General features: G+C 67.4%; 29 protein-coding genes. 21 read left to right on the forward strand and 8 right to left on the reverse strand.

Translation table 11 applies throughout. From position 1 onward, the window contains the following. Positions 1-9 precede the first annotated feature (9 nt). Positions 10-1,653, reverse strand: a complete 1,644-nt coding sequence (locus NP4_RS01885) for an AMP-binding protein (protein ID WP_067990830.1) — start codon at positions 1,651-1,653, stop codon at positions 10-12. A 56-nt stretch (positions 1,654-1,709) separates the two neighbouring features. On the opposite strand from NP4_RS01885, the gene NP4_RS01890 reads away from it, so the two are divergent. Then, a complete protein-coding gene (locus NP4_RS01890; RefSeq protein WP_067990832.1) occupies positions 1,710-2,567 on the forward strand; it encodes a LuxR C-terminal-related transcriptional regulator in 858 nt (285 codons plus the stop codon). Between the two features lie 118 nt (positions 2,568-2,685). On the opposite strand, the gene NP4_RS01895 is transcribed toward NP4_RS01890, so the two are convergent. Beyond that, positions 2,686-3,222: a YceI family protein gene (locus NP4_RS01895; RefSeq protein ID WP_067990834.1), complete on the reverse strand. Its 537-nt coding sequence runs from the start codon at positions 3,220-3,222 to the stop codon at positions 2,686-2,688. Between the two features lie 100 nt (positions 3,223-3,322). Here NP4_RS01895 and NP4_RS01900 point away from each other — a divergent pair, with 100 nt between their 5' ends. Both NP4_RS01900 and NP4_RS01905 read left to right on the forward strand, forming a co-directional pair. Further along, the gene (locus tag NP4_RS01900) at positions 3,323-4,141 is read left to right on the forward strand and encodes a helix-turn-helix transcriptional regulator (RefSeq protein ID WP_067990836.1); all 819 of its coding nucleotides are present in this window, start codon (positions 3,323-3,325) and stop codon (positions 4,139-4,141) included. A gap of 54 nt (positions 4,142-4,195) precedes the next feature. Further along, positions 4,196-5,575 (forward strand): MFS transporter, encoded by a 1,380-nt coding sequence (locus NP4_RS01905; protein ID WP_067990839.1) that lies wholly within the window; start codon positions 4,196-4,198, stop codon positions 5,573-5,575. Here NP4_RS01905 and NP4_RS01910 read toward each other — a convergent pair. Next, positions 5,565-5,771: a CsbD family protein gene (locus NP4_RS01910; RefSeq protein ID WP_067990841.1), complete on the reverse strand. Its 207-nt coding sequence runs from the start codon at positions 5,769-5,771 to the stop codon at positions 5,565-5,567. The two genes, NP4_RS01905 and NP4_RS01910, sit on opposite strands and share 11 nt — an antisense overlap. A gap of 172 nt (positions 5,772-5,943) precedes the next feature. Here NP4_RS01910 and NP4_RS01915 point away from each other — a divergent pair, with 172 nt between their 5' ends. The 9 genes from NP4_RS01915 (at position 5,944) to NP4_RS01955 (ending at position 10,370) form a co-directional block, all read left to right on the forward strand. After that, the gene (locus NP4_RS01915) at positions 5,944-6,507 is read left to right on the forward strand and encodes an RNA polymerase sigma factor (protein ID WP_245996913.1); all 564 of its coding nucleotides are present in this window, start codon (positions 5,944-5,946) and stop codon (positions 6,505-6,507) included. Then, positions 6,498-7,082, forward strand: coding sequence for an Asp23/Gls24 family envelope stress response protein (locus NP4_RS01920; protein ID WP_067990845.1), 585 nt, complete (start codon positions 6,498-6,500; stop codon positions 7,080-7,082). The genes NP4_RS01915 and NP4_RS01920 overlap by 10 nt, the downstream gene beginning before the upstream one ends. Further along, positions 7,079-7,456, forward strand: a complete 378-nt coding sequence (locus tag NP4_RS01925; protein ID WP_067990847.1) for an Asp23/Gls24 family envelope stress response protein — start codon at positions 7,079-7,081, stop codon at positions 7,454-7,456. The genes NP4_RS01920 and NP4_RS01925 overlap by 4 nt, the downstream gene beginning before the upstream one ends. Beyond that, positions 7,453-7,767: a hypothetical protein gene (locus NP4_RS01930; protein WP_067990850.1), complete on the forward strand. Its 315-nt coding sequence runs from the start codon at positions 7,453-7,455 to the stop codon at positions 7,765-7,767. Before NP4_RS01925 ends, NP4_RS01930 begins: the two co-directional genes overlap by 4 nt. 97 nt (positions 7,768-7,864) lie before the next feature. Beyond that, on the forward strand, positions 7,865-8,371 hold the full coding sequence (locus NP4_RS01935) for an Asp23/Gls24 family envelope stress response protein (RefSeq protein ID WP_067990853.1): 507 nt from the start codon (positions 7,865-7,867) through the stop codon (positions 8,369-8,371). A 1-nt stretch (position 8,372) separates the two neighbouring features. Then, a complete protein-coding gene (locus tag NP4_RS01940) occupies positions 8,373-8,561 on the forward strand; it encodes a hypothetical protein (protein ID WP_067990856.1) in 189 nt (62 codons plus the stop codon). Further along, on the forward strand, positions 8,558-8,875 hold the full coding sequence (locus NP4_RS01945) for a hypothetical protein (protein ID WP_067990859.1): 318 nt from the start codon (positions 8,558-8,560) through the stop codon (positions 8,873-8,875). The genes NP4_RS01940 and NP4_RS01945 overlap by 4 nt, the downstream gene beginning before the upstream one ends. Next, a complete protein-coding gene (locus NP4_RS40590) occupies positions 8,872-9,807 on the forward strand; it encodes a DUF6286 domain-containing protein (protein ID WP_156524874.1) in 936 nt (311 codons plus the stop codon). The genes NP4_RS01945 and NP4_RS40590 overlap by 4 nt, the downstream gene beginning before the upstream one ends. Next, a complete protein-coding gene (locus tag NP4_RS01955; protein ID WP_067990865.1) occupies positions 9,804-10,370 on the forward strand; it encodes a hypothetical protein in 567 nt (188 codons plus the stop codon). The genes NP4_RS40590 and NP4_RS01955 overlap by 4 nt, the downstream gene beginning before the upstream one ends. 66 nt (positions 10,371-10,436) lie before the next feature. Here the strand turns inward: NP4_RS01955 and NP4_RS01960 are convergent, their stop codons facing one another. Next, positions 10,437-10,700, reverse strand: a complete 264-nt coding sequence (locus tag NP4_RS01960) for a hypothetical protein (protein ID WP_067990868.1) — start codon at positions 10,698-10,700, stop codon at positions 10,437-10,439. A gap of 323 nt (positions 10,701-11,023) precedes the next feature. Here NP4_RS01960 and NP4_RS01965 point away from each other — a divergent pair, with 323 nt between their 5' ends. Continuing rightward, complete coding sequence (locus tag NP4_RS01965) at positions 11,024-11,374, forward strand: hypothetical protein (RefSeq protein WP_067991946.1); 351 nt, start codon at positions 11,024-11,026, stop codon at positions 11,372-11,374. Continuing rightward, positions 11,371-12,459: a DUF6286 domain-containing protein gene (locus tag NP4_RS42295; RefSeq protein WP_245996914.1), complete on the forward strand. Its 1,089-nt coding sequence runs from the start codon at positions 11,371-11,373 to the stop codon at positions 12,457-12,459. Before NP4_RS01965 ends, NP4_RS42295 begins: the two co-directional genes overlap by 4 nt. A gap of 1 nt (position 12,460) precedes the next feature. On the opposite strand, the gene NP4_RS01975 is transcribed toward NP4_RS42295, so the two are convergent. Then, positions 12,461-13,759, reverse strand: a complete 1,299-nt coding sequence (locus NP4_RS01975) for a D-arabinono-1,4-lactone oxidase (RefSeq protein ID WP_067990870.1) — start codon at positions 13,757-13,759, stop codon at positions 12,461-12,463. A 57-nt stretch (positions 13,760-13,816) separates the two neighbouring features. Then, positions 13,817-14,509: a TetR/AcrR family transcriptional regulator gene (locus NP4_RS01980; RefSeq protein ID WP_067991953.1), complete on the reverse strand. Its 693-nt coding sequence runs from the start codon at positions 14,507-14,509 to the stop codon at positions 13,817-13,819. Between the two features lie 131 nt (positions 14,510-14,640). On the opposite strand from NP4_RS01980, the gene NP4_RS01985 reads away from it, so the two are divergent. After that, positions 14,641-16,143, forward strand: coding sequence for an MFS transporter (locus NP4_RS01985; protein ID WP_082875444.1), 1,503 nt, complete (start codon positions 14,641-14,643; stop codon positions 16,141-16,143). Between the two features lie 187 nt (positions 16,144-16,330). On the opposite strand, the gene NP4_RS01990 is transcribed toward NP4_RS01985, so the two are convergent. Further along, positions 16,331-17,557, reverse strand: coding sequence for a lipase family protein (locus tag NP4_RS01990; protein WP_082875445.1), 1,227 nt, complete (start codon positions 17,555-17,557; stop codon positions 16,331-16,333). Between the two features lie 524 nt (positions 17,558-18,081). On the opposite strand from NP4_RS01990, the gene NP4_RS01995 reads away from it, so the two are divergent. The 6 genes from NP4_RS01995 to NP4_RS02020 all read left to right on the forward strand — a co-directional run bounded on the left by NP4_RS01995 (position 18,082) and on the right by NP4_RS02020 (position 24,295). Further along, positions 18,082-18,489 carry a DUF190 domain-containing protein gene (locus NP4_RS01995; protein ID WP_082875446.1) on the forward strand — a complete coding sequence of 136 codons (408 nt, stop codon included), beginning with the start codon at positions 18,082-18,084 and terminating at the stop codon, positions 18,487-18,489. Between the two features lie 136 nt (positions 18,490-18,625). Then, on the forward strand, positions 18,626-20,260 hold the full coding sequence (pgm, locus tag NP4_RS02000; protein WP_067991964.1) for a phosphoglucomutase (alpha-D-glucose-1,6-bisphosphate-dependent): 1,635 nt from the start codon (positions 18,626-18,628) through the stop codon (positions 20,258-20,260). 142 nt (positions 20,261-20,402) lie between these two features. Further along, positions 20,403-20,765, forward strand: a complete 363-nt coding sequence (locus NP4_RS02005; protein ID WP_169813648.1) for a VOC family protein — start codon at positions 20,403-20,405, stop codon at positions 20,763-20,765. Positions 20,766-20,900: 135 nt separating this feature from the next. Continuing rightward, complete coding sequence (locus tag NP4_RS02010) at positions 20,901-21,314, forward strand: VOC family protein (protein WP_169813637.1); 414 nt, start codon at positions 20,901-20,903, stop codon at positions 21,312-21,314. Positions 21,315-22,293: 979 nt separating this feature from the next. Next, entirely contained in the window at positions 22,294-23,508 is a 1,215-nt protein-coding gene (locus NP4_RS02015; protein ID WP_067990876.1) for an MFS transporter, read from the forward strand. A gap of 46 nt (positions 23,509-23,554) precedes the next feature. Further along, positions 23,555-24,295, forward strand: coding sequence for a DsbA family protein (locus tag NP4_RS02020; protein ID WP_307596149.1), 741 nt, complete (start codon positions 23,555-23,557; stop codon positions 24,293-24,295). A gap of 67 nt (positions 24,296-24,362) precedes the next feature. On the opposite strand, the gene NP4_RS02025 is transcribed toward NP4_RS02020, so the two are convergent. Then, positions 24,363-24,599: a hypothetical protein gene (locus NP4_RS02025; RefSeq protein ID WP_067990882.1), complete on the reverse strand. Its 237-nt coding sequence runs from the start codon at positions 24,597-24,599 to the stop codon at positions 24,363-24,365. Positions 24,600-24,609: the final 10 nt, after the last annotated feature.

Raw genomic sequence — 24,609 nt, forward strand, 5'->3', positions numbered from 1 at the left:
TCTTCCTCGTCATTGCGGACCGAACAGCCGCGCGGACACCTCACGCATCTCGACCTTGCGGATCTTGCCGGTGACCGTCATCGGGAACTCGTCCACGACGTGCACGTAGCGGGGAATCTTGAAGTGCGCGAGCCTGCCGGTGCAGAATTCGCGCAGGGCGTCGGTGGTCAGGACGCCCGCGCCCTCGCGCAATTGCACCCAGGCCACCAGCTCCTCGCCGTACTTGGGATCGGGTACGCCGACCACCTGGGCGTCGAGGATGTCGGGATGGGTGTAGAGGAATTCCTCGATTTCGCGCGGATAGATGTTCTCGCCGCCGCGGATCACCATGTCCTTGATCCGCCCGGTGATGGCGATATACCCCTCGTCGTCCATGACGGCCAGATCGCCGGTGTGCATCCAGCGCGCGGAATCGATGGCCTCGGCGGTCTTTTCGGATTCGTTCCAGTAGCCGAGCATGACCGAGTAACCGCGGGTGCAGAATTCGCCCGGCTCGCCGCGCGGCACGGTGAGACCCGTTGCCGGATCGACGATCTTGACCTCGAGATGCGGTCCGACCCGGCCGACGGTGGCGGTGCGCTGGGTCAGCGAATCGTCGCGACGGGTCTGGGTGGAGACCGGCGAGGTCTCGGTCATGCCGTAGCAGATGCAGACCTCGGACATGCCCATCCGCTCGATCACCTGCTTCATCACCTCGACCGGACAGGGCGAGCCCGCCATGATGCCGGTGCGCAGCGAGGACAGGTCGTAGTTCTCGAAATCGGGTTGGGCCAGTTCGGCGATGAACATGGTCGGCACCCCGTACAGCGAGGTACACCGTTCGGCGGCAACGGATTCCAGTGTCAGCTTCGGATCGAAGGCCGGTGCGGGGATCACCATGGCCGCGCCGTGCGTGGTGGCGGCCAGATTGCCCATCACCATGCCGAAGCAGTGGTAGAACGGGACCGGCAGGCAGATTCGGTCGGCCTCGGTGTAGCCGCACAGCTCGCCGACGAAGTAGCCGTTGTTCAGAATGTTGTGATGCGACAGCGTGGCGCCCTTGGGGAAACCCGTGGTGCCCGAGGTGTATTGGATATTGATCGGATCATCGGCCGACAGCCGCGCCTGTGCCGCAACCAGTTTCGCCGGATCCTCCGCGCGCCCGGTATCGACCAGCTCGGTCCAGTCGGCGCCGTCGAGCAGCACCACCCGATCCAGGCCGGGACACTGCGGGCGCACCTCGTCGATCATGGCCGCGTAGTCGGAGGATTTGAATTCCCGCGCCGCGACCAGCAGTCGAACCCCGGCCTGCTCCAGCACGTATCGAAGTTCATGGGAACGATAGGCCGGATTGATGTTGACCAGGATCGCGCCGATCTTCGCGGTGGCGTACTGCACCAGCGTCCACTCGGCGCGATTGGGCGACCAGATGCCGACCCGATCGCCCTTACCGATGCCCGCGGCCAGCAGTCCGAGCGCCACGGCGGCCACCTCGGCGGCGAATTCCCGATAGCTCCACCGCGCGCCGGTGACCCGATCGATCAGCGCGTCGCGGTCGCCGTGCGCGGCGACCGTGCGGTCGAGGTTCGCGCCGATCGTGTCGCCGAGCAGCGGTGCGTCCCATACTCCATGCGTATAACTGACCGGACGAGACCGGTCCGAAACCGAATCCACGCATATAGGATCCAGATCACATTCTCCGTTCACCACCCCCGGAAAGAGGTATCGAGATGAGTGGCGCCGATCTCTTGCGCCCGCGCGACGCCGATGCGCTGCGTGCCGAACTGCGGCGGGTGGCAAACGTTTCCAGGATGCCGGTGGTGTTCGGCGGTCCGGTAGACAAGGGAACGCTGACGCTGAGCGAATTCTTCGGCACGCGGACCAATGCCATGCGCGGGCTGGCCGTGACGCCCGCCACCGGCGTCGGCGGGGCCGCGGTCGCGACCAGGCGTCCGACCTCGGTCTCGGACTACAAACTCGCCTCCACGATCACCCATCACTACGACGCCCCGGTGCTCACCGAGGGTTTACGCGCGATCGTGGGCGTACCCGTCGTGGTGGGCGGGCAGTCGCGCGCGGTGCTGTATGTCGCCAGCCGCGATGTCGGCCCGATCGGCGATCGCGCGGCGGAATTGGTGGTGCAGGCCGGTCGCCGGTTGGCGATCGAGCTGGCCGTGCGCGACGAGGTGGACCGCCGGTTGCGGCTGCGCGAGTCGGCGCAGCCGGCACCGCAGCAGCCGGATCCCATTGCCGCGCAGCAGCTTCGAGACATTCACGCCGAGGTGCGCGGTATCGCGCAGCAGGCGACCGACGTCGAGACGCGCAATCGGCTTCGAGATCTGTCCGACCGACTGGCGCGGCTGATGGCCGGGCCCGAAATCCCCGGCGAGACACCGGCATTGACGCCGCGCGAGCTGGACGTCCTCGCTCATGTCGCGCTCGGCTGCACCAATGCCGAAATCGCGCAACGTCTTTCGCTGCGCCTGGAGACCGCCAAGAGCTATTTGCGCAGCGCGATGACCAAGCTCGGCGCCCACACCCGCCATGAGGCGGTCGTGCGGGCGCGGCGAGCCGGGTTGCTGCCCTAGGGCCGTCCCCGTCCCCGAATGGGCCGGGATGAAACCCGTCCCCAACTGGGCCGGAATGAAACCCGTCCCCAAATGGGCCGGAATGAAACCCGTCCCCAAATGGGCCGGAATGACGAAGTTATTTCGGCTCGATCAGCTGGATGTCGAGCTCGATGGCGATCTTGTCGCTCAGGGCGGCCGACGGGATGCCCACGCCCACGCCGAAATCGGTGCGCTTGAGGGTGCCGGTGGCGGTGAAGCCGATGTGGCGATCGCCGGTGGCCGGGAACTCCTGAATGCCACCCCACTCCACATCGAGGGTGACCGGGTGGGTCTGATCGCCGATCACGACCTCGCCGGTGACCTTGAAGTCCTCGGCGACGCGTACCGGCTCGGTGGCGGTGAAGGTCAGCGTGGGGCGCTGCTCGACGTGCAGCAGGTCGGCGCTGCGCACATGGGCGTCGCGGTCGGCATTGCCGGTGTCGAAGGAATCCAGATGAACCGTCGCCGAGACCTGCGCGCTGCCGGACTCGTCGACGACGAAGCTGGTCTCGAACCGGTTGAACCGCCCGCGGACCTTGGAAATGCCCAGATGCCGCACGGTGAAGTTGACCGCGGAGTGGGCGGGGTCCAGCGGCCAGGAGCCGGCCTTGAGCGTCTGTTCGGATGTCGTCATGTCTCCACCTTTGCGGACCGTGGTCCGGATAGCCACACCGCCGTTATCCTGGCACTGGCAGGGCGCGGATAACAGACCGGGGATAGGACAGGATGGACTTGTGGCACGATCCGAATTCGCCGAATTCCTCATCGCTCGTCGCGCCCAGTTGCAGCCCGAAGAGGTAGGGCTACCTGCGGGACGACGGCGTCGCACACCCGGTCTGCGCCGGGAGGAGGTGGCCGCGCTCGCCGGGGTGAGCGTGGACTATCTGGCCCGGCTCGAACAGGGCCGCGATACCAATCCCTCGACCGCGGTCCTGGGAGCGCTGGCCGACGCGCTGCGACTCAACGAGGTCGAGCGGCATCATTTCGCCAAGCTGGCCCTCGGTAACGAACACGCGGGCGGCTGCCCGTCCTCCGGACAGGCGCTCGAGCAGGTGCCCGAGACGCTGCAGGCAGTACTCGACGCCCTGCATCCCACCCCGGCGTTCGTGGTCGGCCGCTGGCTCAATGTCCTGGCCTGGAACGCGGCCTGGCGCGATTTCGTGGAACCGGTGGGCCTGTTCGACGCCGAGGCCGATGGCAACCTGGCCCGCTATTTCTTCGCGCATCCGGACGCGCGGCACTGGAGCGATTGGGAGGCGGCCGCGGATATGGTCACCTCGCGGCTGCGCATGGCCCGCTCGCTGTGGACCGACGACGCCGGTCTGGACTCGACCATCGCTGCGCTGCAAGATTATCCGGAATTCGCCCGCCGCTGGCAGGAGCATCGGATGGGTGAGTTTCGGTCGGGCACACTGTGGTTGGATCATCCGCTGCGCGGCCGTGTCGAGGTGGAGTTCGAAACGCTCGACCCGGCAGCCGATCAGAGCGTGCAGGTGTGGTTCGTGAACCGACGCGAAAGTCGTACGCCGAGTCTGCGGTTGGTCAACGAGTAGGCACACGGTAGTGTCATAACGGCAAACTTCCGGCATTCAACGGAGGGACCGTATATGAGCACCGTTATCGACGACGCCCCGTTCACGTCCTTCCACAAGTGGCTCGCCGTGGCCTGTTCCGGCGGGCCGCTGCTGGACGGTTACATCCTCAGCATCGTCGGCACCGCGCTCATCGGGATGACCAGCGAGCTGGATCTGAGCACCTCCGACACCCAGCTCATCGGGGCCGCGGCGCTGATCGGAATGTTCGTGGGCGGCGCGCTGTTCGGCGTGCTCACCGATCGCATCGGCCGCGAGGTGATGTACACCGCGGATCTGGTGGTGATGGCGGTCTGCTCGGTGCTGTCGTTCTGGGTGGAGGCAACCTGGCTGATCGTGGTGCTGCGCGTGGTGCTCGGCATGGCGGTGGCGGCCGACTATCCGATCGCCACCTCGCTGCTGGCCGAATGGCTGCCGGTCAAACAGCGCGGCCGACTGCTCGGCTTCCAGATCGTGGCGTGGTACGCCGGATCGGTGCTCGCGTATGTGGTCGGCTATCTCGCGCTGACCTTCGGTGGCCCGGGCAGTTGGCGCTGGCAGCTGGCCAGTGCGTCGGTGCTGTGCGTGTTCTTCCTGATCGTGCGGCAGAAGACCGCGCCGGAGTCACCGCGCTGGCTGGCCCAGCACGGGCACGCGGACAAGGGCGCTCGGATGATCGAGAAATATCTCGAGGTCCGTATCGATCCGAAGGAGTTGATCGAGGACAGCGCGCGGGAGGCCGAACACGGATCGATCCGCGAGCTGTTCGGGCCGGTCTATCGCAAGCGGATCCTGTTCTGCAGCGGCTTTTTCCTGTGTCAGGTCGCGGTGTTGTTCGCGATGCTGACCTTCGGCCCGCAGATTTTGTCGGCCTTCGGCATGCCCTCGGGCACCTGGATGGACACCCTCGGCACGGCGCTGATCAGCCTGGTCTTCCTGATCGGCTGCCTGCCCGCCATGCGGCTGATCGACACCATCGGCCGCCGCCCGACCATCATCTGGTGCTTCGGGCTGATGGTGCTGCCGACGCTGTTTTTGGGTCTGTGGCCGACCGCACCGGCCGTGCTGGCCTTCGGCATGCTGTGCCTGTACGCGTTCTTCTGCGGCGGGCCGAACGTACTGGACTGGACCTATCCGAACGAGTTGTTCCCCACCCACATTCGGGCCACCGCGGTCGGATTCGCGACCTCGGCCAGCCGGATCGGCGCGGCACTGGGTACCTATCTGCTGCCGTGGTCGCTCGAACACCAGGGGCTGGGGCGGACCATGCTCTACGCCGCGGCGCTGACGGCGATCGGCTTCGGCGTCTGCGTGTGGGGTGCGCCGGAAACCAAGGGCGTCGATCTCGCCGCGGCCGGTGCGGCTCGCGATCCGCAGGTGCAGCGAACCGCGAGCCAACCTCCGGTTACTTCTTGAAGACGCCCTTCACCTTATCGGCGACATCGCGGGCGGTGTCCTTGAACTCCTCGGCGGCCTTCTTCACGCTCGCCTCCAGCTGATCGGCCTTACCCTCGCCGCGCAGCTGCTCGTCGCCGGTCAGCGACCCGGCGGCCTCTTTGGCCTTGCCACCCAAATCCTCGGCGGCGTTATTGATCTTGTCGCTCGCAGACATCGCAACCTCCGTATTCATTCGATTCGCGCACCGTCGGTGCGCCTGTTGAAATGACATGACGACACTCGCGAACGTCACGCAGCAACCATTGAGACAACGATCACGGATAATTCTGCATGACGATTCCCTCTCCCCGGTGTCGATCGGGATGAGCAGTGGAGGAGGTGCCCGAGTGTCCACGACGACGGCACCCGAGGCAGCGCTGGACGACGCGACCCTGGCCGGTCGCGCACGAGACGGCGATGTCCGGGCGTACGAGCAGCTCGTGCTGCGCTATCAGGGCCCGATGTTCCGGCTGGCGGCGAAGATGCTGGCCGATCGGGCCGAGGCCGAGGACGTCACCCAGGAGGTGTTCCTGACCGCGTGGCGACGCATCGCCCAGCTCCAGGACGACGCGGCGTTCGCGGGATGGCTCTACCGGATGACGACTAATCGCTGCCTCAATGTGCTCAGGTCACGCAAGGTCCCCGCCGATGTGGACCCGGATTCGGTCGCAGAGCCGCGAACCGAGTCCCGGCCGGAACACGCGGTACAGATCAGCGGTCAGATGCGGGCCCTCACCGAGGCGTTGCAACTGCTGACCCCACAACAGCGAGCCTGCTGGCTGCTGCGTGAGGTGCACGAGCGCTCCTATGAGGAGATCGCCGAGATCGTGGGCGCCAACACCACGGCCGTGCGCGGCCGGATCGCGCGCGCCCGGGCGCAATTGGCGGAGGTGATGCGGCCATGGCGGTGACCAATACGACCGACAGCGACTATCTGCTGCCGTGCGGACGCGGTCTGGAACAGGTCTGGGAACGACTGGACGCGATCGAGTCGGGACTGGGCGACGAGCATGAGACCAGTTGTCCGCACTGCGCGGCCGCGCGGGAGAGTCTGCTGACCCTGCGCACGGCCACCCGCGAACTGGTCGACGAACCCGATCCGCCGCCGCCGGATCTGTTCGGCCGCATCATGTCCGCGGTTCGCACCGAGGTGCGCCGCGGCCGCACACTGCCGCTGAACACCCCGCATCCGGGCGCGCTCGAGGTGAGCGAACAGGCCATCGCGGTGGTGTTGCGCTATGCCGCCGACACGGTCGACGGCGTGCGGGCGCGCGGCTGTCAGGTGCACAGCAGCGGGCCGGGTCCCGACGGTGCGCAGGTGATCGAGGTGAGTATGACGATCGCGGTGCGGCTGGGCGAACGCGGCGTGGCCGAACTGGTCCCGCTCGTGCGGCAGCGGGTGCGCGCGGCCGCCTCGGCCCGCATCGGACTCGTCCTCGAGCGCGTGGACATCACCGTGGTCGACATCTATCAGGAGGATCGGTGACCGCCGTCGCCTCGAATACCGAATTCGTCGTCACCGACGCGGTCGTCGCCGGTGTCGCGGCCCGCGCCGCGGCGACGGTGCCCGGCGTCCTGCGACTCGAACCCGGGGTGCTCGGGCTGGTCGGCCATCTGGCGCGCTCGGGGCGGCAGCTGTGGACCGGTCAGGAGTCGGCGCCGTCGGCGGGTGTGCGGGTGCGACGCGCGGGCGGCTGGCTGAGTATTCACATCGATCTGTCGATGAGCGCCGGCGGCCGGGTCGAGGAGGTCGGGGCGGCGGTGCAGCAGGAGGTGGCCCGGGCCGTCGCCGAACAGACCGGCGTGGAGGTGGACACCGTCGCGGTGACCGTGCTCGATATCGAACCGGGGACGTTGTGACATCGGACGAAGACCTGATCGATCGGTTGGTGGCGAGTATCGAGGCGGTGGCCGGACTGCGGCCCGCCGTTCCGCTCGGGCTGCAGCGCGACCGCACGCGCGCCGCGGTGGACGCGGGTTCGGAAGGGATCGAGATCCGGGTGGCGGCGACCGCGTTGCCACTGCCGCCGCTGTTGGAGAAGTTGGCCGGGATGGTGCGGGAAGTGCTGGAACAGACCGATCGGCCTGATATTCCGGTGCGCGTGGTCGTCACGGAACTTGATGCCGACGCGTTTCGGGAGGTCGATTCGGGCAATCGCTCAGTTACCTAGATCACGCGCTGGGGCCGTGACGATTCGCTCGCGGTCGTGTCGATTGGAGTGAAGTTCGTTATCCGCTGTACCGCAAGGGAAATCGGGAGGAAGAATCATGACGAGCACGACGACCGACAAGGCCGCCGAGAACGCCAAGACCACGGCCGCCGGCAAGTCCACCGATCACGGCAAATCCACCGGCGACACCGCGGCGAAGAACGGCGCGCTGGTCACCGATCAGGGCGCCACCACCATCGCCGACGTTGTCGTGCAGAAGATCGCCGGGCTGGCCGCGCGCGAGGTGCGCGGTGTGCACGCCCTGGGCGGCGGCGCGGCCCGGGCCTTCGGCGCGCTGCGCGATCGGATTCCGGGAGCCTCGGCCAGTGTGGGACAGGGTGTTTCGGTCGAGGTCGGTGAGAAGCAGGCCGCCGTGGATCTGGAACTCGTCGTCGAATACGGCGTGGCGATCGCGGAACTGGCCCGGGTGGTGCGCCGCAATGTGATCACCGCGATCGAGCAGATGACCGGCCTCGAGGTCGTCGAGGTCAATATCAACGTCAACGACGTCTACATCGAGGAGGACGACGAGGAACAGCAGCCCAGCCGGGATCGGGTGCAGTGATATGAACGCCACCACCATCTGCCTGGTACTGGGACTGGCCCTCGGATTCGCGGCCGCGTTCGGCGGCTTCGGGGCCTTCGCCATCGTGCTGATCTTCGGCGGGCTCGGCCTGCTGGTCGGCCGCTGGCTCGACGGCGAGGTCGATCTGTCCGGACTGATTCGCACCGATCGCACCAAGGGCAGGCGATGACCACCGCCGCGGCCGAACTGCCCGGACGGACCACGATCGACGAGCGCGCGATCCGGCGCATCGCCGCCCAGGCCGCGCGCGAGGTCGCCGGGGTGGAACAGGGCGTGCGGGTAGTGGCCCGGATCGCCGGGGATTCGGCCACCCTGTGGGTGCGGCTGCCCATCCGATATCCGCTGCCGATCGCGAAGGTGGCGGCCGAATGCCGGGCGCATCTGATGGAACGGACGCGCGAACTGTCCGGTCTGACCGTGCCGCGGGTGGATATCGAGGTGTCGGCGCTGCCGATTGCCGTGGGGGAGAGGAGAGTTCGATGAGGCGTAGATCCCGCCGGGTGATACCGGCTGTCCTCGTGGCGCTGACACTCTTGGCCGTCTCGGTGGCCGTGGCCGTATCGCTGATCCAAAGGCTCAGCGGTGCAAGGGAATTCATTTCCTACGATACGGTGGCGACCCAGTTGCACGACCTTACCTGGGCCAGTGGCTGGGTGCTCGGCGTCGGAATCGCCGCGGTGGCGCTCGGCTTGCTGCTGTTCGGTATCGCGCTGTGGCCCGGCCGCGCGGTGGTGGTGCCGCTGGCCGCGGAGGACGAGGTGTCGGCGGGTATCGCCAGGCGCAGCCTGCGCGGTGCGGTCGACGACGCCGCGGCCGCGGTAACCGGCGTGGAGTCCAGCCGGGTCCGGCTGGGGCGTAAGAAGATTCGGATCAAAGGCCGCGCCCGCCGCGCCGAGGACCTGAACGAGACCGTCCGCGCCGCGGTCGAACATCGCCTACGACGAATCGCCCCGGCGGCCCTCCCGAACGTGGAGGCCGCCCTGCGCCCCACCCGGAACTCGGCGCGGGCGGTCGCGGATGTGTCCGCCGAAGGGCGCTCGGCGGGGGCGGCTGTGGATGTGTCCGCCGCAGGGCGCTCGGCGGGGGCGGCTGTGGATGTGTCCGCCGCAGGGCGCTCGGCGGGGGCGGTCGCGGAGGTGCCTGCCGAAGGGCGCTCGGCGGGGGCGGCTGTGGATGTGTCCGACGCAGGGCGCTCGGCGGAGGCGGTCGCGGATGTGCCTGCCGCTGCGTATTCGGCGGAGGCAGTCGCCGGAAAACGTTCCGGGGAGGATCCGACGGAGGAGGTCGCCGGGGTGCGCTCCGGTCGAAACTCAGCGCGGGCGGTCGCGGAGTTCGGTGCCGTGGGCGGCGCGCCTGCGGTTGTCGCGGAGGATGAGGCCGTGCTGCGCCCCACCGGATCGGAGGATGTGCGATGAGTGCGCTCAATCGGCCCGCTCGGCTGAACCGGAGCCTGTTGGGCCTGCTCGGGGTGGTGGTTGCCGCGGCGGGGGGCTTCGCGATCGCCGCTCATCTGGGGCGGGTGTCGCGGGTGGATTCCGGAGCGCCGCTCGTGCCGGGGACCGAGGACCCGCCGCGTTGGGTCTTCTATCTGGCAGTGGCGGGGGCCGTGATCGTGGGGTTGGGCTGTCTGCGGTGGATCGCCGCGCAGCTCGTGAGGTTGCCGCGGCCGGTTCGCTGGCAGCTCGGTGTGCCGGATCCATCCGGTGAGACGGTCCTGGATTCCGATATCGCCGCCGCGCCGCTGGCCGCCGAGGTCGAATCCTACGGTGAGGTCGACGCCGTGACGGCTCGTCTCGCGGGTCTCGCGGATTCCCCGCAACTACATCTGGTCGTGACCGCCGCGGCCGATGCGGATCTGACCGAATTACGTCGCCGGATTCTCGGTCACGCCGTCCCTCGACTGCGTCAGGCCCTCGAGGTGGAGGTCATTCCGGTGACGATGGAATTGCGGTTGGCCGATCGCGGGCGTACCCGCTGAACAAATGAAATCGGCTCGCGGCTCCGATGGTGGTCAGGAGCCGCGAGCCGGTCCGTGGGACGGCGCTCAGTGGGCGAGCCGGTCCCGATTGCGGTCGTCGCGGTTGCGGTCGTCGCGGTTGCGCTGGTTGTCCATGCGATCGTTGTCCTCGCGGTCGATCTGCTGATTGCCCTGCATGGCCGAGCCCCGCATCTGCTGGCCCTGCTGGCCCGAGCGGTTCATATCGCCCTGCCGATTCTGCGCATTCTGCTGGTTACGCTGCTGATCGTTGGGGCCCTTACGGCCCTTATCAGACTGCTGGTCGCCCTTGCTGCCCATCTTGGTGCCCATCGAAACCTCCGTGTCGATTGGATAGCAACCGTTCAGACAACGGCCATATCGATATCCTGGGCTCGCGCGTTCGGGCGTGTCAACGAAATGGCGGAAATAACACTACGACCGGGGAAATGGCCGTTGAGCAGGGATTAACGCCGAAGGCGTATCGGAATACGTGCTAGTCAAGCCCTGTGAATTCTGCGGATTGCCGCAATTTCGTCCTACCTCTTATCGGGCGTGTCGACGGTATTGTTGCCGAAGGCAAGCTAGTGTTTCGCTACCAATGGGGGAGGTCGTATGCCCAACTGCCGCAATTCGCGGATTACCAGGAGGAACCGATGACCAGCACGGTGACCGATATCGCCTCTGCGGCCGCCGAATCCGCGTTCGAACCGCCCAGACTGCGCACGGTCGACGACGTGACGGTGGGTGCGCTGGTGGCGGCCGCCGCGGGCGAGATCACCGGTGTCTCGGGCGATGTCGACGTCATCGCGCGGGTGCGCGGCAATACGGTCACCCTGTCGGTGCGATTGCCGATCCGCTATCCCATGCCGGTCTGGCAGGTGGCCGCGGTCTGCCGCAAACACATCACCGAGCGAGTGCGCCAGCGCGCGGGATTGACCGTGCGCCGGATGGATATCGAGGTGACCGCCCTGCCCGTGGTGCACACCGCGCGGGATCGTCGATGAGGCGTTCACCGCGACGCGTGATACCCGCGGTTCTGGTGGCGCTCGTCCTACTCGCCGCCTGCGTGGCGGTGGTGGTCTCCTTGATCCAACGGCTCACGGGCGCAACCGAATTCATCTCCTACGACGGGGTGATGAACCGGCTGCACGAGATCAGCTGGGCCGATTCGCGCGGACTCGCCGCCGGATTGGCCGGGGCGGCGGCCGGGCTGGTACTGCTCGGGTTGGCCGTCCTGCCGGGCCGCTCGATCCTGGTGCCGCTGGTCGCCGAGGACGAGATCGCCGCCGGGGTGGGGCGGCGCGGGCTGGACGAGGCGCTGCGCGCCGCGGCGCAATCGGTCGAGGGGGTCCGCTCGGCGCGGGTTCGGCTGCACCGCAAGCGGGTTCGCATCACCGCCAAGGCCGCGCACACCCACCCGCCCGAACTGCCCGATGCCGTGCGGACCGCGGTCGACGAGCGGCTCGGCCGCATCGGACCCTGCGCGAGTTCGCGATTGTCGACGGTGCTGCACGGCTTCGCGGCCGAATCCGCGACCGATCGCAATCGTCCGGCTCGGCTCAATCGCGTTGTGCTGGGCGTGATCGGCGCGATTCTGCTGATCGTCGGCGGCTACGCGCTACTGGCCCACTACGACCGGCTCGGCTGGGTGGATCCCGACGCGCCCCTGCCCGCCGCGGGGCCACCGCCGGTGTGGGCGCAGTGGCTGATCGTCGCCGTCGCGGCCGCCCTCGGAATCGCCTGTGTGCGTTGGGTGAGTCTGCAGATCAATCGCCTGCCGACCCCGACGCGCTGGCGGGCGCGACCCGCGGTCGAGGACACCGTCACACTCGATTCGGCGACCGCCGCGATGCCCGTGGTCGCCGATATCGAGACCTACGCGGGAGTGCACACCGCCTCGGCCTGGCTGCTGGGTCCCGGCGTCGCGCCCCAACTGCATCTGGTCGTGACGACCACGCCCGAGGCCGATGTGATCGCGCTGCGGCAGCGCATCCTCACCCACGCTCTGCCACGGCTGCGTCAGGCGCTCGAGGTGGACGCGGTGCCGGTGACGATGGAACTGCATTTGGCCGATCGGCCCGAGCGCTGATTCAGTCCAGCGGACCGAGTACTCGTTCCACATAGGGATTGGCGAAGCGGCCCTTGGGATCGAAGCGTCGGCGCACCTCCTGGAAGCGATCCCATTCCGGATAGCGGCCGCGCAGCGTCGCCGCGGTCTGGAAGTGCCGCTTGCCCCAGTGCGGGCGGCCGCCGAAACCGTCGAAGATGGCCTCGCACGCCCGGAAGTACGGTTCGTAATCCATGCCGCGGTACTGGTGCACCGCGATATAGCAGGTCTCGCGCCCACCGGCGGGGGACAGCAGGGCATCGTCGGGGGCCACGAAGCGCACCTCGGTGGGCATCGGCGAATCGAAACGCCGACCCACCTCCTTGATCGCGGTGATCGCCTCGACGGCGTGTTCGCGCGGGATGGCGTATTCCATCTCGGTGAAGCGAATCAGCCTGGGGGAGGCGAAGACACGATAGGAGCGGTCCACCTGGCGGCGATAGCTGCCCGCATAGGCCGCGCCGCGGTGAACCCACGGAATCAGTTGCGGCCGACGGCGACTCAACCGGCACAGCGCGTCGAAGGTGTAGTTGGACATGAGGATGTCGGCGAACCAGTCGACCGCCTTGCCTCGCGGCTGTTCGGGCAGGGTCACCCGATTGTTGCGCTTGGTCATCGCCAGCGGGCTGTGGGCGAAGACGTAGAACTCGAAATGCTCGTTCTCGTCGACATAGGAGTCGAGTTCGGTGAGTACCTCCGCGACCGGCACCGGCCGTTCCACACCCTCGAGGACGAACGAGGGGACCAGTCGCAGCGTGACAGCGGTGACCACGCCGAGTGCGCCCAGACTGACCCGGGCCGCGCGCCAGCCGTCCGGATCGGACTGCTCGTTGAGCTCCACCCGGCTGCCGTCGGCGAGCATGAGTTCCACCGAATGCAGTGCGGCCGAGATGTTCTGGAGTCTCGAGCCGGTGCCGTGCGTGCCGGTCGCGGTGGCGCCCGCGATGGTCTGGACGTCGATATCGCCGAGATTCGGAAAGGCCAGGCCCATGGGATGCAGCGCGTTGCTCAATTCGTTGAGGGTGGCGCCCGCCTCGACCCGCACCAGTCCGGCGGCTCGGTCGACCTCGAGGATCCGGTTCAGCCGCGACAGATTCAGCAGCATGCCGTCGGTGAGCACGGTGTCGGTGAACGAGTGGCCCGCGCCCGCGACGCGAACCGTCTGCCCGGCGGCCTCGGCCCGCGCGAGCGATTCGCCGACCTCCTCGGCCGTGCGGGGGGCGGCGATCTCGGCCGGCGCGCACCGTTGGTCCCCAGCCCAGTTCACCCACGAATTGGTCATGTGACCAACTTTAAGGTATGAGTGTGACCAGCGCTACCGTTTGACGAATGTGAAAAATTACCGCTTACGTGGCGCGAAGCATGCGGCCTTGGCCTGGTCGACCTCGTCGTCGGTGAGCGGGGGAACCGTCAGCGGCAGGCGCGGCACGGTGTCGGCGCGGATTCCGTCCAGCACGATCGCCATATAGCGACGCCAGGTGTCGGGATTGATCGGGCGGGAGAACGCGGCCATCGATTCGACCATATTGACCATTGCGAAGAAGTCGGTCCCGGTGATGCCCGGACGCAGTACGCCCGCGGCGTGCGCGCGGTCCATCAGTTGCTGCAGGGCGGGCTTGATGCGTCCCCGCACCGAGGCGAATCGCTCCATGGCATCGGGCAATTCCAGCATCACCGCGCTGAAACCGCGATTGCCCGCCATGTGCTGGCAGGCCCATTCGAACAGCTCGACCACACCCGCCCAGGGGTCCGGATTGTTGTTGCAGCGCTCGGTGGCCTCGGCCATCGCGGCGACGTGCTGATCGAAGACCTCCTCGATCAGTTCGCGCTTGTTGGCGAATCTCCGGTACACCGTCCCGACGCCGACCTTGGCCGCCTCGGCGACATCGTCGAGGGTCACCTCGAGGCCGCGCTCGGCGAACAGCTCGCGAGCGGCCGCGAGGATGCGTTGCTGGTTGCGGGCGGCGTCGGCGCGCAGTCGCCGCGGCGACGCCAAATGCCGAGGTGGGGACGGGGACGTGGCGCGATTCACACCCACATGCTAACAAGCGCGGGGATTAACTGGAGGCTTTCTCTCCGTTATGGTGATAGCTTCTTCCAGTAAGTGGAGGGGATTCCTCCGCATATGTGTCGGCTATCACTTCCTCTCCATAAAGGAGATCCATGACTACCGCGATCGACCGTGAGACAGAGGCGACGGATACGTCGTCGAGAGCGGGCCGCCGCGGCTCGCACGCACTGCGCTGGTGGGTCCTCGCCGTGCTCGGCGTGGCTCAGTTGATGGTCGTACTGGATGCGACCGTGGTGAATATCGCGCTGCCCGAGGCGCAGCGCGCCCTCGGCTTCTCCGATGGTGACCGGCAGTGGGTGGTCACCGGATATGCCCTGGCCTTCGGCAGCCTGCTGCTGCTCGGTGGTCGGCTCAGCGACCTGTTCGGTCGCCGCAATACGTTCCTGATCGGTCTGGTCGGATTCGCCGCCGCCTCCGCTGTCGGTGGCGCGGCCAACGGCTTCGAGATGCTGGTCGCCGCGCGCGTCGCGCAGGGCCTGTTCGGCGCGTTGCTCGCGCCCGCCGCGCTGTCGCTGCTGACGGTCACCTTCACTCAGCCCGCCGAACGGGCCAAGGCCTTCGGCATCTTCGGCGCGGTCGCCGGTGCGGGCGGTGCGCTGGGGCTGCTGCTCGGCGGCGCGCTCACCGAATGGGCGTCGTGGCGCTGGGTGATGTACGTGAATCTGATCTTCGCCGCGGTGGCGTTCGTCGGCGGTGCGCTGCTGCTGGCCAAGCACGTCAGCGATCAGCGACCCAAGTTGGATCTGCCGGGCACGGTGACGGTGACGGCCGCGTTGTTCGGCATCGTCTACGGCTTCTCACACGCCGAATCGCACGGCTGGACCAACGGTGTGACCCTGGCCTTCCTGATCGGCGGCGTGGCCCTGCTGGGCCTGTTCACCTGGATCGAAACCCGGGTCGCGCATCCGCTGCTGCCGCTGCGCATCGTGCTCGACCGCACCCGGGGCGGTTCGTATCTGACGGTGTTCATCATGGGCATCGGCATGTTCGCGATCTTCCTGTTCCTGACCTACTACATGCAGCTGACGCTCGGGTATTCGCCGATCGTCACCGGTGTGGCGTTCCTGCCGATGGTGGCGGCCATGGTGCTGTCCTCGACGACCGTGCCGTCGCTGGTGCTGCCCAAGCTGGGCCCGAAGGTCACGGTCACCTCCGGCTTCGTCATCGCCGCGATCGGCATGGCGCTGCTGACCCGGATCGGCCTGGACACCGGCTACGCCACCCATATCCTGCCCTCGCTGATCCTGCTGGGCCTCGGCCTCGGTGGCGCGATGTCCCCGGCCTTCCAGGGCTCGACCGCCGGTGTGCACCACGACGACGCGGGCGTGGCCTCGGCCATGGTCAACACCAGCCAGCAGGTCGGCGGCTCCATCGGCACCGCCCTGCTGAGCACCATCGCCTCCTCGGCGGCCTCGAATTACCTCAGCACCCGCCAGCCCAGTCCGGTCGCGGTGGCGGAGTCGGCGATCCACAGCTACACCACCAGCTTCTGGTGGGCCACCGCGATTTTCGCGGTCGGCGCGGTGATCACCGCCTTCCTCATGCCGAACACCGCCCCAGCGATCGCCGAGGGTGAGCCGGTGATCGTGCACTGACCTGAATGGAAAGATGCGCCCCCGCCCGTATCGGGCGGGGGCGCAGCCTTTTTCGGATTGGTTCGGGTCGGCGGTCGCCGCCGGTTGGGGTAGTGCAACCGCGCCGTACCGAGGTTTACCTGCCGGGTCTGTTCCGATCAGTGTCTGCCGGTCCGGCTCTGGTCGATTTCTGTTGGCTCGGTTCGGATCAGCAGTTGCTCGGTGCCGGTGCGCCGGCGAAGCGGTCGCCCAGGTAGTTGAAGGCTCGGGCTGCGCCCGGGGCGATCGCGGTGCCGTGGTCGGCGCCGGGGATGATGTCGAACAGCACGCGGGCGCCGGCGGCGCAGTAGCGGCCGGCGACGTCGCGGGCCAGCCACGGGTTCACCTCGTCATTGCCGCCCGCCCACTGGTAGATCGGGGCGCGGGGGACGCCCGGATAGATCTCGGTGCTGTTCTCGTGCAGGATGTGGATCTGCTCGTCGGTGACATCGGCGATCGTGACGCCGCCGGTGAAGTAATCGGTGAAACTCTTGTTCGCCGCGGCGTTGATGATCGCGTCGGTGCAGGCGTTGGCGATTCGATTGCGCAGCTCGAACCCGGCCGGATTGAGCTTGCCGTCCAACGACATCGCCACCGGATACTCCCGCTCCAGGCCCATCGCGGCGGCGAAGCCGAGACCGAACAGCGGATTCGGCGCCCCGCCCAGATCCAGCGCGAGCTTGCCGATATTCACCGGTACCCCGCCCATGGCCGCGCCGACGATCGGCAGTTCGGGCGCGTACTCGGGAGCCATCGCGGCCGCGAACGCGGTCGCCATCCCGCCGCCGGAGTAGCCCGCCAGCCCGACCGGCGCGTCGCCGAGTCCGGCCGGTGCGAAGCGCTTGACCGCGCGGATGCCGTCCAGGGTCAGCCGCCCGCCGAGCTTGGCGGCGCCGTAGGAGCTGGTCGGTCCGAGATGATCCGGTACCGCCACGGCCCAGCCGCGTGCCAGGAGCAGATTCAGCGCGGGCGCCTCCTGCAACCCGCCGTTGAACAACGTATGCGACGGGGCGCATTGCAGCCCAAGGGAATTCACGAACGGTTGATACGACACCAGCGGCCGGTTCCCGCTTCCGGCGATCAGCAGCGTCGTCATTCCGGCGATCGGATCCCCCGCGGAATTGGACGATCGGAATACCAGCTGCCAGGCCGTCGCGCCCGGGAACCCGTTCGCGGGCACTGTACGGCTGCGGATGACATCGCCGGGCTGATAGTCACCGATATTCGGTGGGGCCGCGTAGAACCCGTCGCCGTCGGCGATCGGATAGATCGCCGCCTGCGCCGGTGCGGTGCCGAGTCCGGCCGCCGCGGCCGATAGCAGTGCCGTCGCCAGAACCGTTGCGGCGCGTCGTCGGCCGAACCGCCGCGCCTGGTGTACAACCCCATCTACCGCCATTGTCACTCCTGTGTCTCGGAAAGGCCGGGCGGCGACTGCGCTCGGCGAAACCATCCGTGTCTGGGGGTGAAGCCGGATATCTGAAATTCCCCCGCAAACCGACCGGCAGGGACTTATCGATAGAGGCTATTACAGCAGTCACGCGGCCCCGCCCCCGGCCCGCCGCGCCGGGGAACGCGGCCCGCCCGGGCGCGACGCGCCGTTCACGGGTAAGGGTGGTGGACGGCCGCCCCGGTGGGAGGTGGTGCGAGGCGATTCCCGCGCCGATTCACAGCCGCATGCCGGTCGGTCGGCGGTCGCTGGCAGTTAGCATGACTCGATGGATTCCGGTCACGGGTAGGAGGTTGTCCAGGTGTTTTCGCGGCTGCCGCAAGCGAATCCACCTGCGCGAACCGGTCCGGCCCGCCCCGGGTCCACCACGATGTCGGTGAGGTCGGGGATGTTCGTAAACTGCTCGAATCGGGTGTGGCGGTCATCGGGTCGGAGGATGGGAAACGGGACGGCACGACGAATTGGGGGCCAGCATGAGTGAGGCGGCGGCGACGGATCCGGTGGTGCAGATCGAGACGGAAGCCGATGCGTGGCAGCCGGATCCGCGCTGGCGTCCGGCCGCCCGGCTGACCGTACTGCTGGGCGAGGACGACCACTGGAAACACCGTCCCCGGTATCACGAGATCGTGCGGCGCGCCCGGGAGGCGGGCCTGGCCGGGGCGAGTGTGTGGCGTGGCGTCGAGGGGTACGGGGTGTCCTCCCGCATCCACACCACCCGGATGCTCGATCTGGCAGAGAACCTTCCGGTGATGGTGATGATCATCGACGATGCCGAACTGCTGCGCGATTTCGTTGCCCGCAACGCCGAGCTGTTCGACAGCGGCACGGTCGCGCTGTCACCGGTCCAGGTGTGGAGTCCGGGCGCCGGGACGCGCCGATGAGCGCGCTACCCCCTACCCGAATTCCGGCGGATCGTGGTCTGTCGGTGGGATTCGATACGGTATCCCCCCTGGGTTCGGCTCGGTTGGTGGGGCCGTGATCCTGATGACGAGCCTGGCGAAGAAAGGAGGCCCGAGCATGGCCCACGATCGAGCCGGACGACCCGCCCGGGCCACCGACCTGGAGGATCTGCCCCATCTGGTGACGGCCTACTACAGCCGAATTCCGGATCCCGCGGATCCCGCGCAGCTGGTGGCATTCGGAACCTCGGGCCATCGCGGATCGAGTCTGGACTGCGCGTTCAACGAGGCGCATATCCTGGCCATCACCCAGGCCATCGTGGAATACCGTGCCACCCGGGGCATCACGGGCCCGGTCTATCTCGCCCGCGACACCCACGCCCTGTCCGAGCCCGCCTGGACCACCGCCCTCGAGGTGCTCGCCGCCAACGACGTCACCGCCATCATCGACGCCCGCGACCGCTACACCCCGACCCCCGCCCTGAGTCATGCTGTGCTGCGCCACAATCGGGGCGGCACGAGGCATCAGGCCGACGGCATCGTCGTCACACCCTCGCACAATCCGCCCCGCGACGGCGGCTTCAAATACAATCCGCCGCACGGCGGCCCGGCCGATACGGTCGCCACCGATGCCATCGCCGGACGGGCCAACGAGCTGCTGCGCGGCGGTCTGGCCGGGGTCAAGCGCACCACCCTGCAGCACGCGCTGGCCACCAGCGTCGAGCGCTACGACTATCTCGACCATTACATCGGCGATCTGCCGAATGTCTTGAACCTGGACGCGATTCGCGGTGCGGGCATTCGGCTAGGTGCCGACCCGATGGGCGGGGCCAGCGTCGATTACTGGGAGGAAATCGGCCAGCGCTACGACCTCGAACTCGAGGTGGTCAACCCGTTCGTCGATCCGACCTGGCGGTTCATGACCCTCGACAGCGACGGCAAGATCCGCATGGATCCGTCCTCGCGCTACGCCATGGCCTCGCTGGTCGCCATCCGCGACGACTACGACATCTCCACCGGCAACGACGCCGACGCCGACCGCCACGGCGTGGTGACACCCGATGCCGGGCTGATGAATCCGAACCATTTCCTGGCCGTGGCGATCGAATACCTGATAGCCAACCGCATGGGCTGGGACGCCCTGACCAAGATCGGCAAGACCGCCGTCACCTCCTCGATGATCGACCGCGTGGTCAGCGTCCTGGGCCGCCAGGTGCACGAGGTGCCGGTCGGCTTCAAATGGTTCGTCCCCGGATTGTTCTCGGGCTCACTGGCTTTCGGCGGCGAGGAGAGCGCGGGCGCGTCGTTCCTGCGAATGGATGGCACGGTCTGGACCACCGACAAGGACGGCATCCTGCTGTCCCTGCTGGCCGCGGAGATCACCGCCGTAACCGGCCAAAGCCCCTCGGCCCGCTACGCCGAACTCGAAAAGCGCTACGGCAGCCCCGCCTACGCCCGAATCGACGCGGCCGCCACCAGCGAACAGAAGTCCCGCCTGTCCGCCCTCACCCCCGACGACATCACCGCCACCGAGGTAGCGGGCGAGGCCATCATCGCGGTACAGACCCGAGCCCGAGGCAATGGGGCCGCGCTGGGCGGGGTGAAGGTGACCACCGAGAACGCCTGGTTCGCGGCGCGTCCGTCGGGCACCGAGGACAAATACAAGATCTACGCCGAATCGTTCCACGGGCCTGACCATTTGGCGCAGGTGCAGGGCGCGGCGGAAGAGGTTGTGGGGCGGGCGCTGGGATAGTTCGGTGATTCGCCGTCCGCCGAGTGTAGTGTCGAGTCCGGCGAGATTGCCGTGCCGAAAGCGGCTCGCGGAGAAGGATACTCGCCGCTAGGGGTGGGACATCAGGTTCGCCCGCGATGGTTGTCGAGGAGTTGCCGTGCCGATGCGGTTCGAACTCGTGGCGGTGACGCTCGACTGCGCCGATCCTGAGGCTCTGGCCATGTTCTACCAGCAGGCCACCGGCTTCGAACCGCATCCCAGATCGGGCAGCGACTTCGCAGGTCTGAACCGAGCGGATGGGTTGTTCCTCGGTTTCCAACGAGTAGATGACTACAAAGGCCCACAGTGGCCCGATCAGACCGTGCCCCAGCAGATCCACCTCGACTTCAAAGTCGATGATCTCGACCAGGCCGAGGCCGTACTGCTCGAGTTGGGCGCCACCAAGCCCGACCATCAGCCAGCAGGTCAGCGGGCACGCGTCCTCATCGACCCGGCCGGGCACCCGTTCTGCCTGACCCTCGACTAAGGCATGCGCCCCGCGCGGGGGAGGAACTCTGGGTGAACGCACTCATTCGGCCATCGAGGATGTTCGCTATATGACCCGGCCAGGTGCAGACCATGGTCGGTCGAACACCCGGAACGAGACAGGAATATCGACGAGATGACGAGCCGCTGGGTCGGAGTGACAATCGACTGTGTCGATGTGAAACGGGTGGCGACCTTCTGGAGTGCGCTGTTGGACCGCCCGCAGGGGCCGTCCGAACCCGGATGGGTCTACCTCGGCCATCCCGGAGAACTTCTGCCTCGTCTCGTCTTTCAACCCGTAACCGAGCCCAAACAGGGCAAGGTGCGTCTGCATCTCGATATCGCGGTGGACAACATCGATCAGGGCGTCACCCAGGTCATCGCCCTCGGCGGCCGGCACACCGGCGAACGGCACGACTACGACCAAGGCGCGGTCGTAGTGATGGCCGATCCCGAAGGGCATGAATTCTGCTGGTCGAGTACTACTGATTCTCCGGATACCCCCCGCTCATGGCACTACCGTGCGCTGCTGAAGGGTTGGTTGGGATGAAATGCAGCCTGCTGCTCGATATTTGCTCATGGTTCCGTGTGCTGATCTTGGTTCGGCGGCTGTTGTCTTCTCGCACCTGGCCGCGCTGAGGATCGATCGTGTGTACAGGCCGGTGCGGGAGCGCGGATCCATGCGAGCACCCGGGCCGCGCCGACGGCCGCACCGGGCTGTGTCGTGACCTCGGTGGTGCACACAGCCGATACGAGCGGCAGCTGTCCGGCACCGCGCTCGGTGGCCGTGAGGTGGTGATCAGCCTTCGCGTGCTCCGATTGTTCTGTGATAACTCCGGCTGCGGGAGAAAGACTTTCACCGTGCCGCTGCCCGGTACGCGCGCCGCAGGAGCTTCAAAGCCGAAGAGGCGGGCGTTGGGATAGTTCGGTGATACGCCCGAATGTCGATGTGGACTGGGCATGCTGGGAGATTCGTGGCGCAGCGGCGGTTGAGAACCGGCGTCGGGCTCGTGGCGCTCGCCGGACAGCGGGCGCCGTGTCTTGGCGCGTTCGCGGCCGGTGTGGACCCGGATGCGTCGTCCTGGTGTGGCAACACGCTGCTGCTGCGCATATCTGCGACGGCGACGACAATGTCGGCGGAATCGGTCGGCTCCAATGGTTGCCGACCGGAGCACATCAACGGATTCGAGCAACGCCGAGTGCGCAGCGAGTTGGCGTTCGCGCACCGGCGAGGACCTGCGACTGCGCAAGCAACACGCCTTCGGTGAAATGCACTCAGCAGGAGGGCGAAGCTAGCTGTTCTCCGACATGAACCGCTTGGTGATACGACCACTGTTAGCGCGAACGGCACAGCGTCCACCGGCCACGCCATGATCGTGGGCCCGGCCAGAACTTGTCCCCGTGACCCCCTCCCACCCGGGTATTCATATCACCCGATCGCGGGGGACGGGGGAGGATGGTGGACGGTGGGGACTGTTGCGGGTGGAATGGATTGCTGTGTTGGAGGAGTTGTGGTGGGTCGTGGATGAATGGTGTTCCCGGTGAGGGCTGCGCGGGGTGAGCGGTTGCCGGTCGAGATCTGGGTGATGATCGGGGCGGCGTTCCTCATCGCGCTGGGGTTCGGCTTGGTCGCGCCCGCGTTGCCGCAGTACGCGCTCAGTTTCGGGGTGGGTGTGGCGGCCGCCTCGGCGATCGTGAGCACCTTCGCGTTCATGCGGCTGCTGTTCGCGCCGGTGAGCGGGCGGATGGTGCAGCGGCTGGGGGAGCGGTGGGTCTATCTGAGCGGCGTTCTGATCGTGGCGTTGTCGACCGGGGCTTGTGCCCTGGCGCAGAGCTATTGGCAGCTGATCGTGCTGCGTTCACTCGGCGGGATCGGATCGACCATGTTCAGCGTCTCGTCGCTGGGCCTGGTGATCCGGCTGTCGCCGCCCGGCGAGCGGGGGCGGGTCTCGGGCCTGTGGTCGAGCAGCTTCCTGGTCGGTTCGCTCGGCGGGCCGCTGATCGGCGGGGCGCTGGTCGGATTCGGCTTGCGGGTGCCCTTCGTGATCTATGCCGTGGCGCTGCTGGCCGCGACCGGCGTCGTGTACTGGAGTCTGCGCAATTCACAGTTGGCCGCGCGGGAAGAGGCCGGCTCGGTGGAGGTGATGACCTTCCGGCAGGCGTTGGCGCGGCCGAGCTATCTGGCCGTGCTGTGGTCGAATTTCGCCAATGGCGCGGCGGTATTCGGCGTGCGGATGGCGCTGGTGCCACTGCTGGTGGTGTCGGTCCTCGGGCTTTCGCCCGGACTGGCGGGTGTTGCGCTCACGGTATTCGCGGCGGGTAATGCGGCGGTTCTTTTCACCTCCGGACGGTTGTCGGATCGTTTGGGGCGCAAGCCTTTTCTCGTAATCGGCACACTGGTGTGCGCGATCGGAACGATACTGCTGGGTGTTTCGGGGAACTTCGCCTGGCTGCTGGTGTCCTCGTTCATCGCCGGACTGGGTTCGGGTATGTACACCCCCGCACAGCAGGCCTCGGTTGCCGACATCATCGGGCCGCGGGCGCGCGGTGGACCCGTTCTGGCCGGATATCAGATGGCCGCGGATCTGGGCACCGTGCTCGGCCCGATCGTGGTGGGCGCGCTCGCACAACGGGTGTCGTTCGGCTTCGCCCTCGGTGTGACCGGTGCGCTGTTGGTGGCGGCCTCGCTGTGCTGGGTGCTTGTCCCCGAACCGATGCGGCGGCGCGCGGTCGTCGACGCGTGACGTGTCGGCTGCCGGTCGCCGCAGGGGTTTTGGCAGAGTGGACGCCGTGAATTCCTCCTCGGGATCGAAGTACACGCCGCGACCCATGTCCAGCCGCACCACCTACGCCCTGGGTGGCGTCGCCCTCGTGGTGATCGCGCTGATCGTCGTGCTCGTCGTGCGATGGAACAGCGATCACACTCTCAAGGTCCAGGGCGACGGATACGGCCAGGTCAAGGATCCGGCGGTGAGCGCACTGTTGGACTCCGACGGCGCGATCGTGCTCGGTAAACCGAACGCCGCCAAGACCATCGATATCTACGAGGATCCGATGTGCCCGAATTGCGGCGCGCTGGAACGCCTCTACGGTCAACAGATCGCGCGCAAGATCGATGAAGGCAAACTGGCCGTGCGCTACCGGCTCGTCAACTTCCTCGATCCGAAATCGGCCGGTAAGGACTACTCGACCCGGGCCGTCGCCGCGAATGAATGCGTGGCCGACGCCGGTAACGGTCCGGTCTACGCGAAGTTCCACGCCGAGCTGCTCACCTCCCGGCAGCCGAGCGAGAACGGTGGCGATCTGAGCAACGAGCAGCTCGCCGCGATCGCCAAGGACGCCGGAGCTCCCGCCGATGTGCAGCAGTGCATCACCAAGGGCCAGCGGATCGACTCGGCGCGCAACCACGCGCAGGCCGCGATGACCGCGGTCAAGGGCGCCGTGGGCCAGGTGCGGACGCCGACCGTGGTCGACGGGGCTACCGAGGTGGATGTCAACGACTCCGGTTGGGTCGACAAGCTCGCGCCGTAGCAGGGGCGCCCGGGCGGCATCCCCAGCCGCCCGGGCGTCCGTTCTCCAGGAGGCCGCGACCTTCGAGCTACCTCTCCTCGAGCTCGTCTGTGAGCAGTGCCTCGTAGATTCGGTTACGCGCATCGGCGATCGCGTTGATCGTGTCGCGCAGCTGTTTCGCCATGGCCGCGTAGCCGCACCCCGCCTCGGCCCGGTCCAGTTCGGATTCCAGCCGTAGACGGATCGACTCCAGGGCCGCGATGCGATCGCGTTCCACGCCGACGTCGATGACCGTCGGTGCCGGAGGGGGATCCGGGAGTTCCATCGCTGTTGCC

This window comes from Nocardia pseudobrasiliensis NBRC 108224 (assembly GCF_001613105.1).
Taxonomy (GTDB): Bacteria; Actinomycetota; Actinomycetes; order Mycobacteriales; family Mycobacteriaceae; genus Nocardia; species Nocardia pseudobrasiliensis.

Bases quoted from the DNA above. Each gene is read 5' to 3' on its own strand.
- NP4_RS01890 (WP_067990832.1), top strand. From the start codon at position 1,710: ATGAGTGGCGCCGATCTCTTGCGCCCGCGCGACGCCGATGCGCTGCGT.
- NP4_RS01895 (WP_067990834.1), bottom strand. From the start codon at position 3,222: ATGACGACATCCGAACAGACGCTCAAGGCCGGCTCCTGGCCGCTGGAC.
- NP4_RS01905 (WP_067990839.1), top strand. From the start codon at position 4,196: ATGAGCACCGTTATCGACGACGCCCCGTTCACGTCCTTCCACAAGTGG.
- NP4_RS01910 (WP_067990841.1), bottom strand. From the start codon at position 5,771: ATGTCTGCGAGCGACAAGATCAATAACGCCGCCGAGGATTTGGGTGGC.
- NP4_RS01920 (WP_067990845.1), top strand. From the start codon at position 6,498: ATGGCGGTGACCAATACGACCGACAGCGACTATCTGCTGCCGTGCGGA.
- NP4_RS01935 (WP_067990853.1), top strand. From the start codon at position 7,865: ATGACGAGCACGACGACCGACAAGGCCGCCGAGAACGCCAAGACCACG.
- NP4_RS01940 (WP_067990856.1), top strand. From the start codon at position 8,373: ATGAACGCCACCACCATCTGCCTGGTACTGGGACTGGCCCTCGGATTC.
- NP4_RS01945 (WP_067990859.1), top strand. From the start codon at position 8,558: ATGACCACCGCCGCGGCCGAACTGCCCGGACGGACCACGATCGACGAG.
- NP4_RS40590 (WP_156524874.1), top strand. From the start codon at position 8,872: ATGAGGCGTAGATCCCGCCGGGTGATACCGGCTGTCCTCGTGGCGCTG.
- NP4_RS01955 (WP_067990865.1), top strand. From the start codon at position 9,804: ATGAGTGCGCTCAATCGGCCCGCTCGGCTGAACCGGAGCCTGTTGGGC.
- NP4_RS01960 (WP_067990868.1), bottom strand. From the start codon at position 10,700: ATGGGCACCAAGATGGGCAGCAAGGGCGACCAGCAGTCTGATAAGGGC.
- NP4_RS01965 (WP_067991946.1), top strand. From the start codon at position 11,024: ATGACCAGCACGGTGACCGATATCGCCTCTGCGGCCGCCGAATCCGCG.
- NP4_RS42295 (WP_245996914.1), top strand. From the start codon at position 11,371: ATGAGGCGTTCACCGCGACGCGTGATACCCGCGGTTCTGGTGGCGCTC.
- NP4_RS01975 (WP_067990870.1), bottom strand. From the start codon at position 13,759: ATGACCAATTCGTGGGTGAACTGGGCTGGGGACCAACGGTGCGCGCCG.
- NP4_RS01985 (WP_082875444.1), top strand. From the start codon at position 14,641: ATGACTACCGCGATCGACCGTGAGACAGAGGCGACGGATACGTCGTCG.
- NP4_RS01990 (WP_082875445.1), bottom strand. From the start codon at position 17,557: ATGGCGGTAGATGGGGTTGTACACCAGGCGCGGCGGTTCGGCCGACGA.
- NP4_RS01995 (WP_082875446.1), top strand. From the start codon at position 18,082: ATGAGTGAGGCGGCGGCGACGGATCCGGTGGTGCAGATCGAGACGGAA.
- pgm (WP_067991964.1), top strand. From the start codon at position 18,626: ATGGCCCACGATCGAGCCGGACGACCCGCCCGGGCCACCGACCTGGAG.
- NP4_RS02005 (WP_169813648.1), top strand. From the start codon at position 20,403: ATGCGGTTCGAACTCGTGGCGGTGACGCTCGACTGCGCCGATCCTGAG.
- NP4_RS02010 (WP_169813637.1), top strand. From the start codon at position 20,901: ATGACGAGCCGCTGGGTCGGAGTGACAATCGACTGTGTCGATGTGAAA.
- NP4_RS02015 (WP_067990876.1), top strand. From the start codon at position 22,294: ATGGTGTTCCCGGTGAGGGCTGCGCGGGGTGAGCGGTTGCCGGTCGAG.
- NP4_RS02025 (WP_067990882.1), bottom strand. From the start codon at position 24,599: ATGGAACTCCCGGATCCCCCTCCGGCACCGACGGTCATCGACGTCGGC.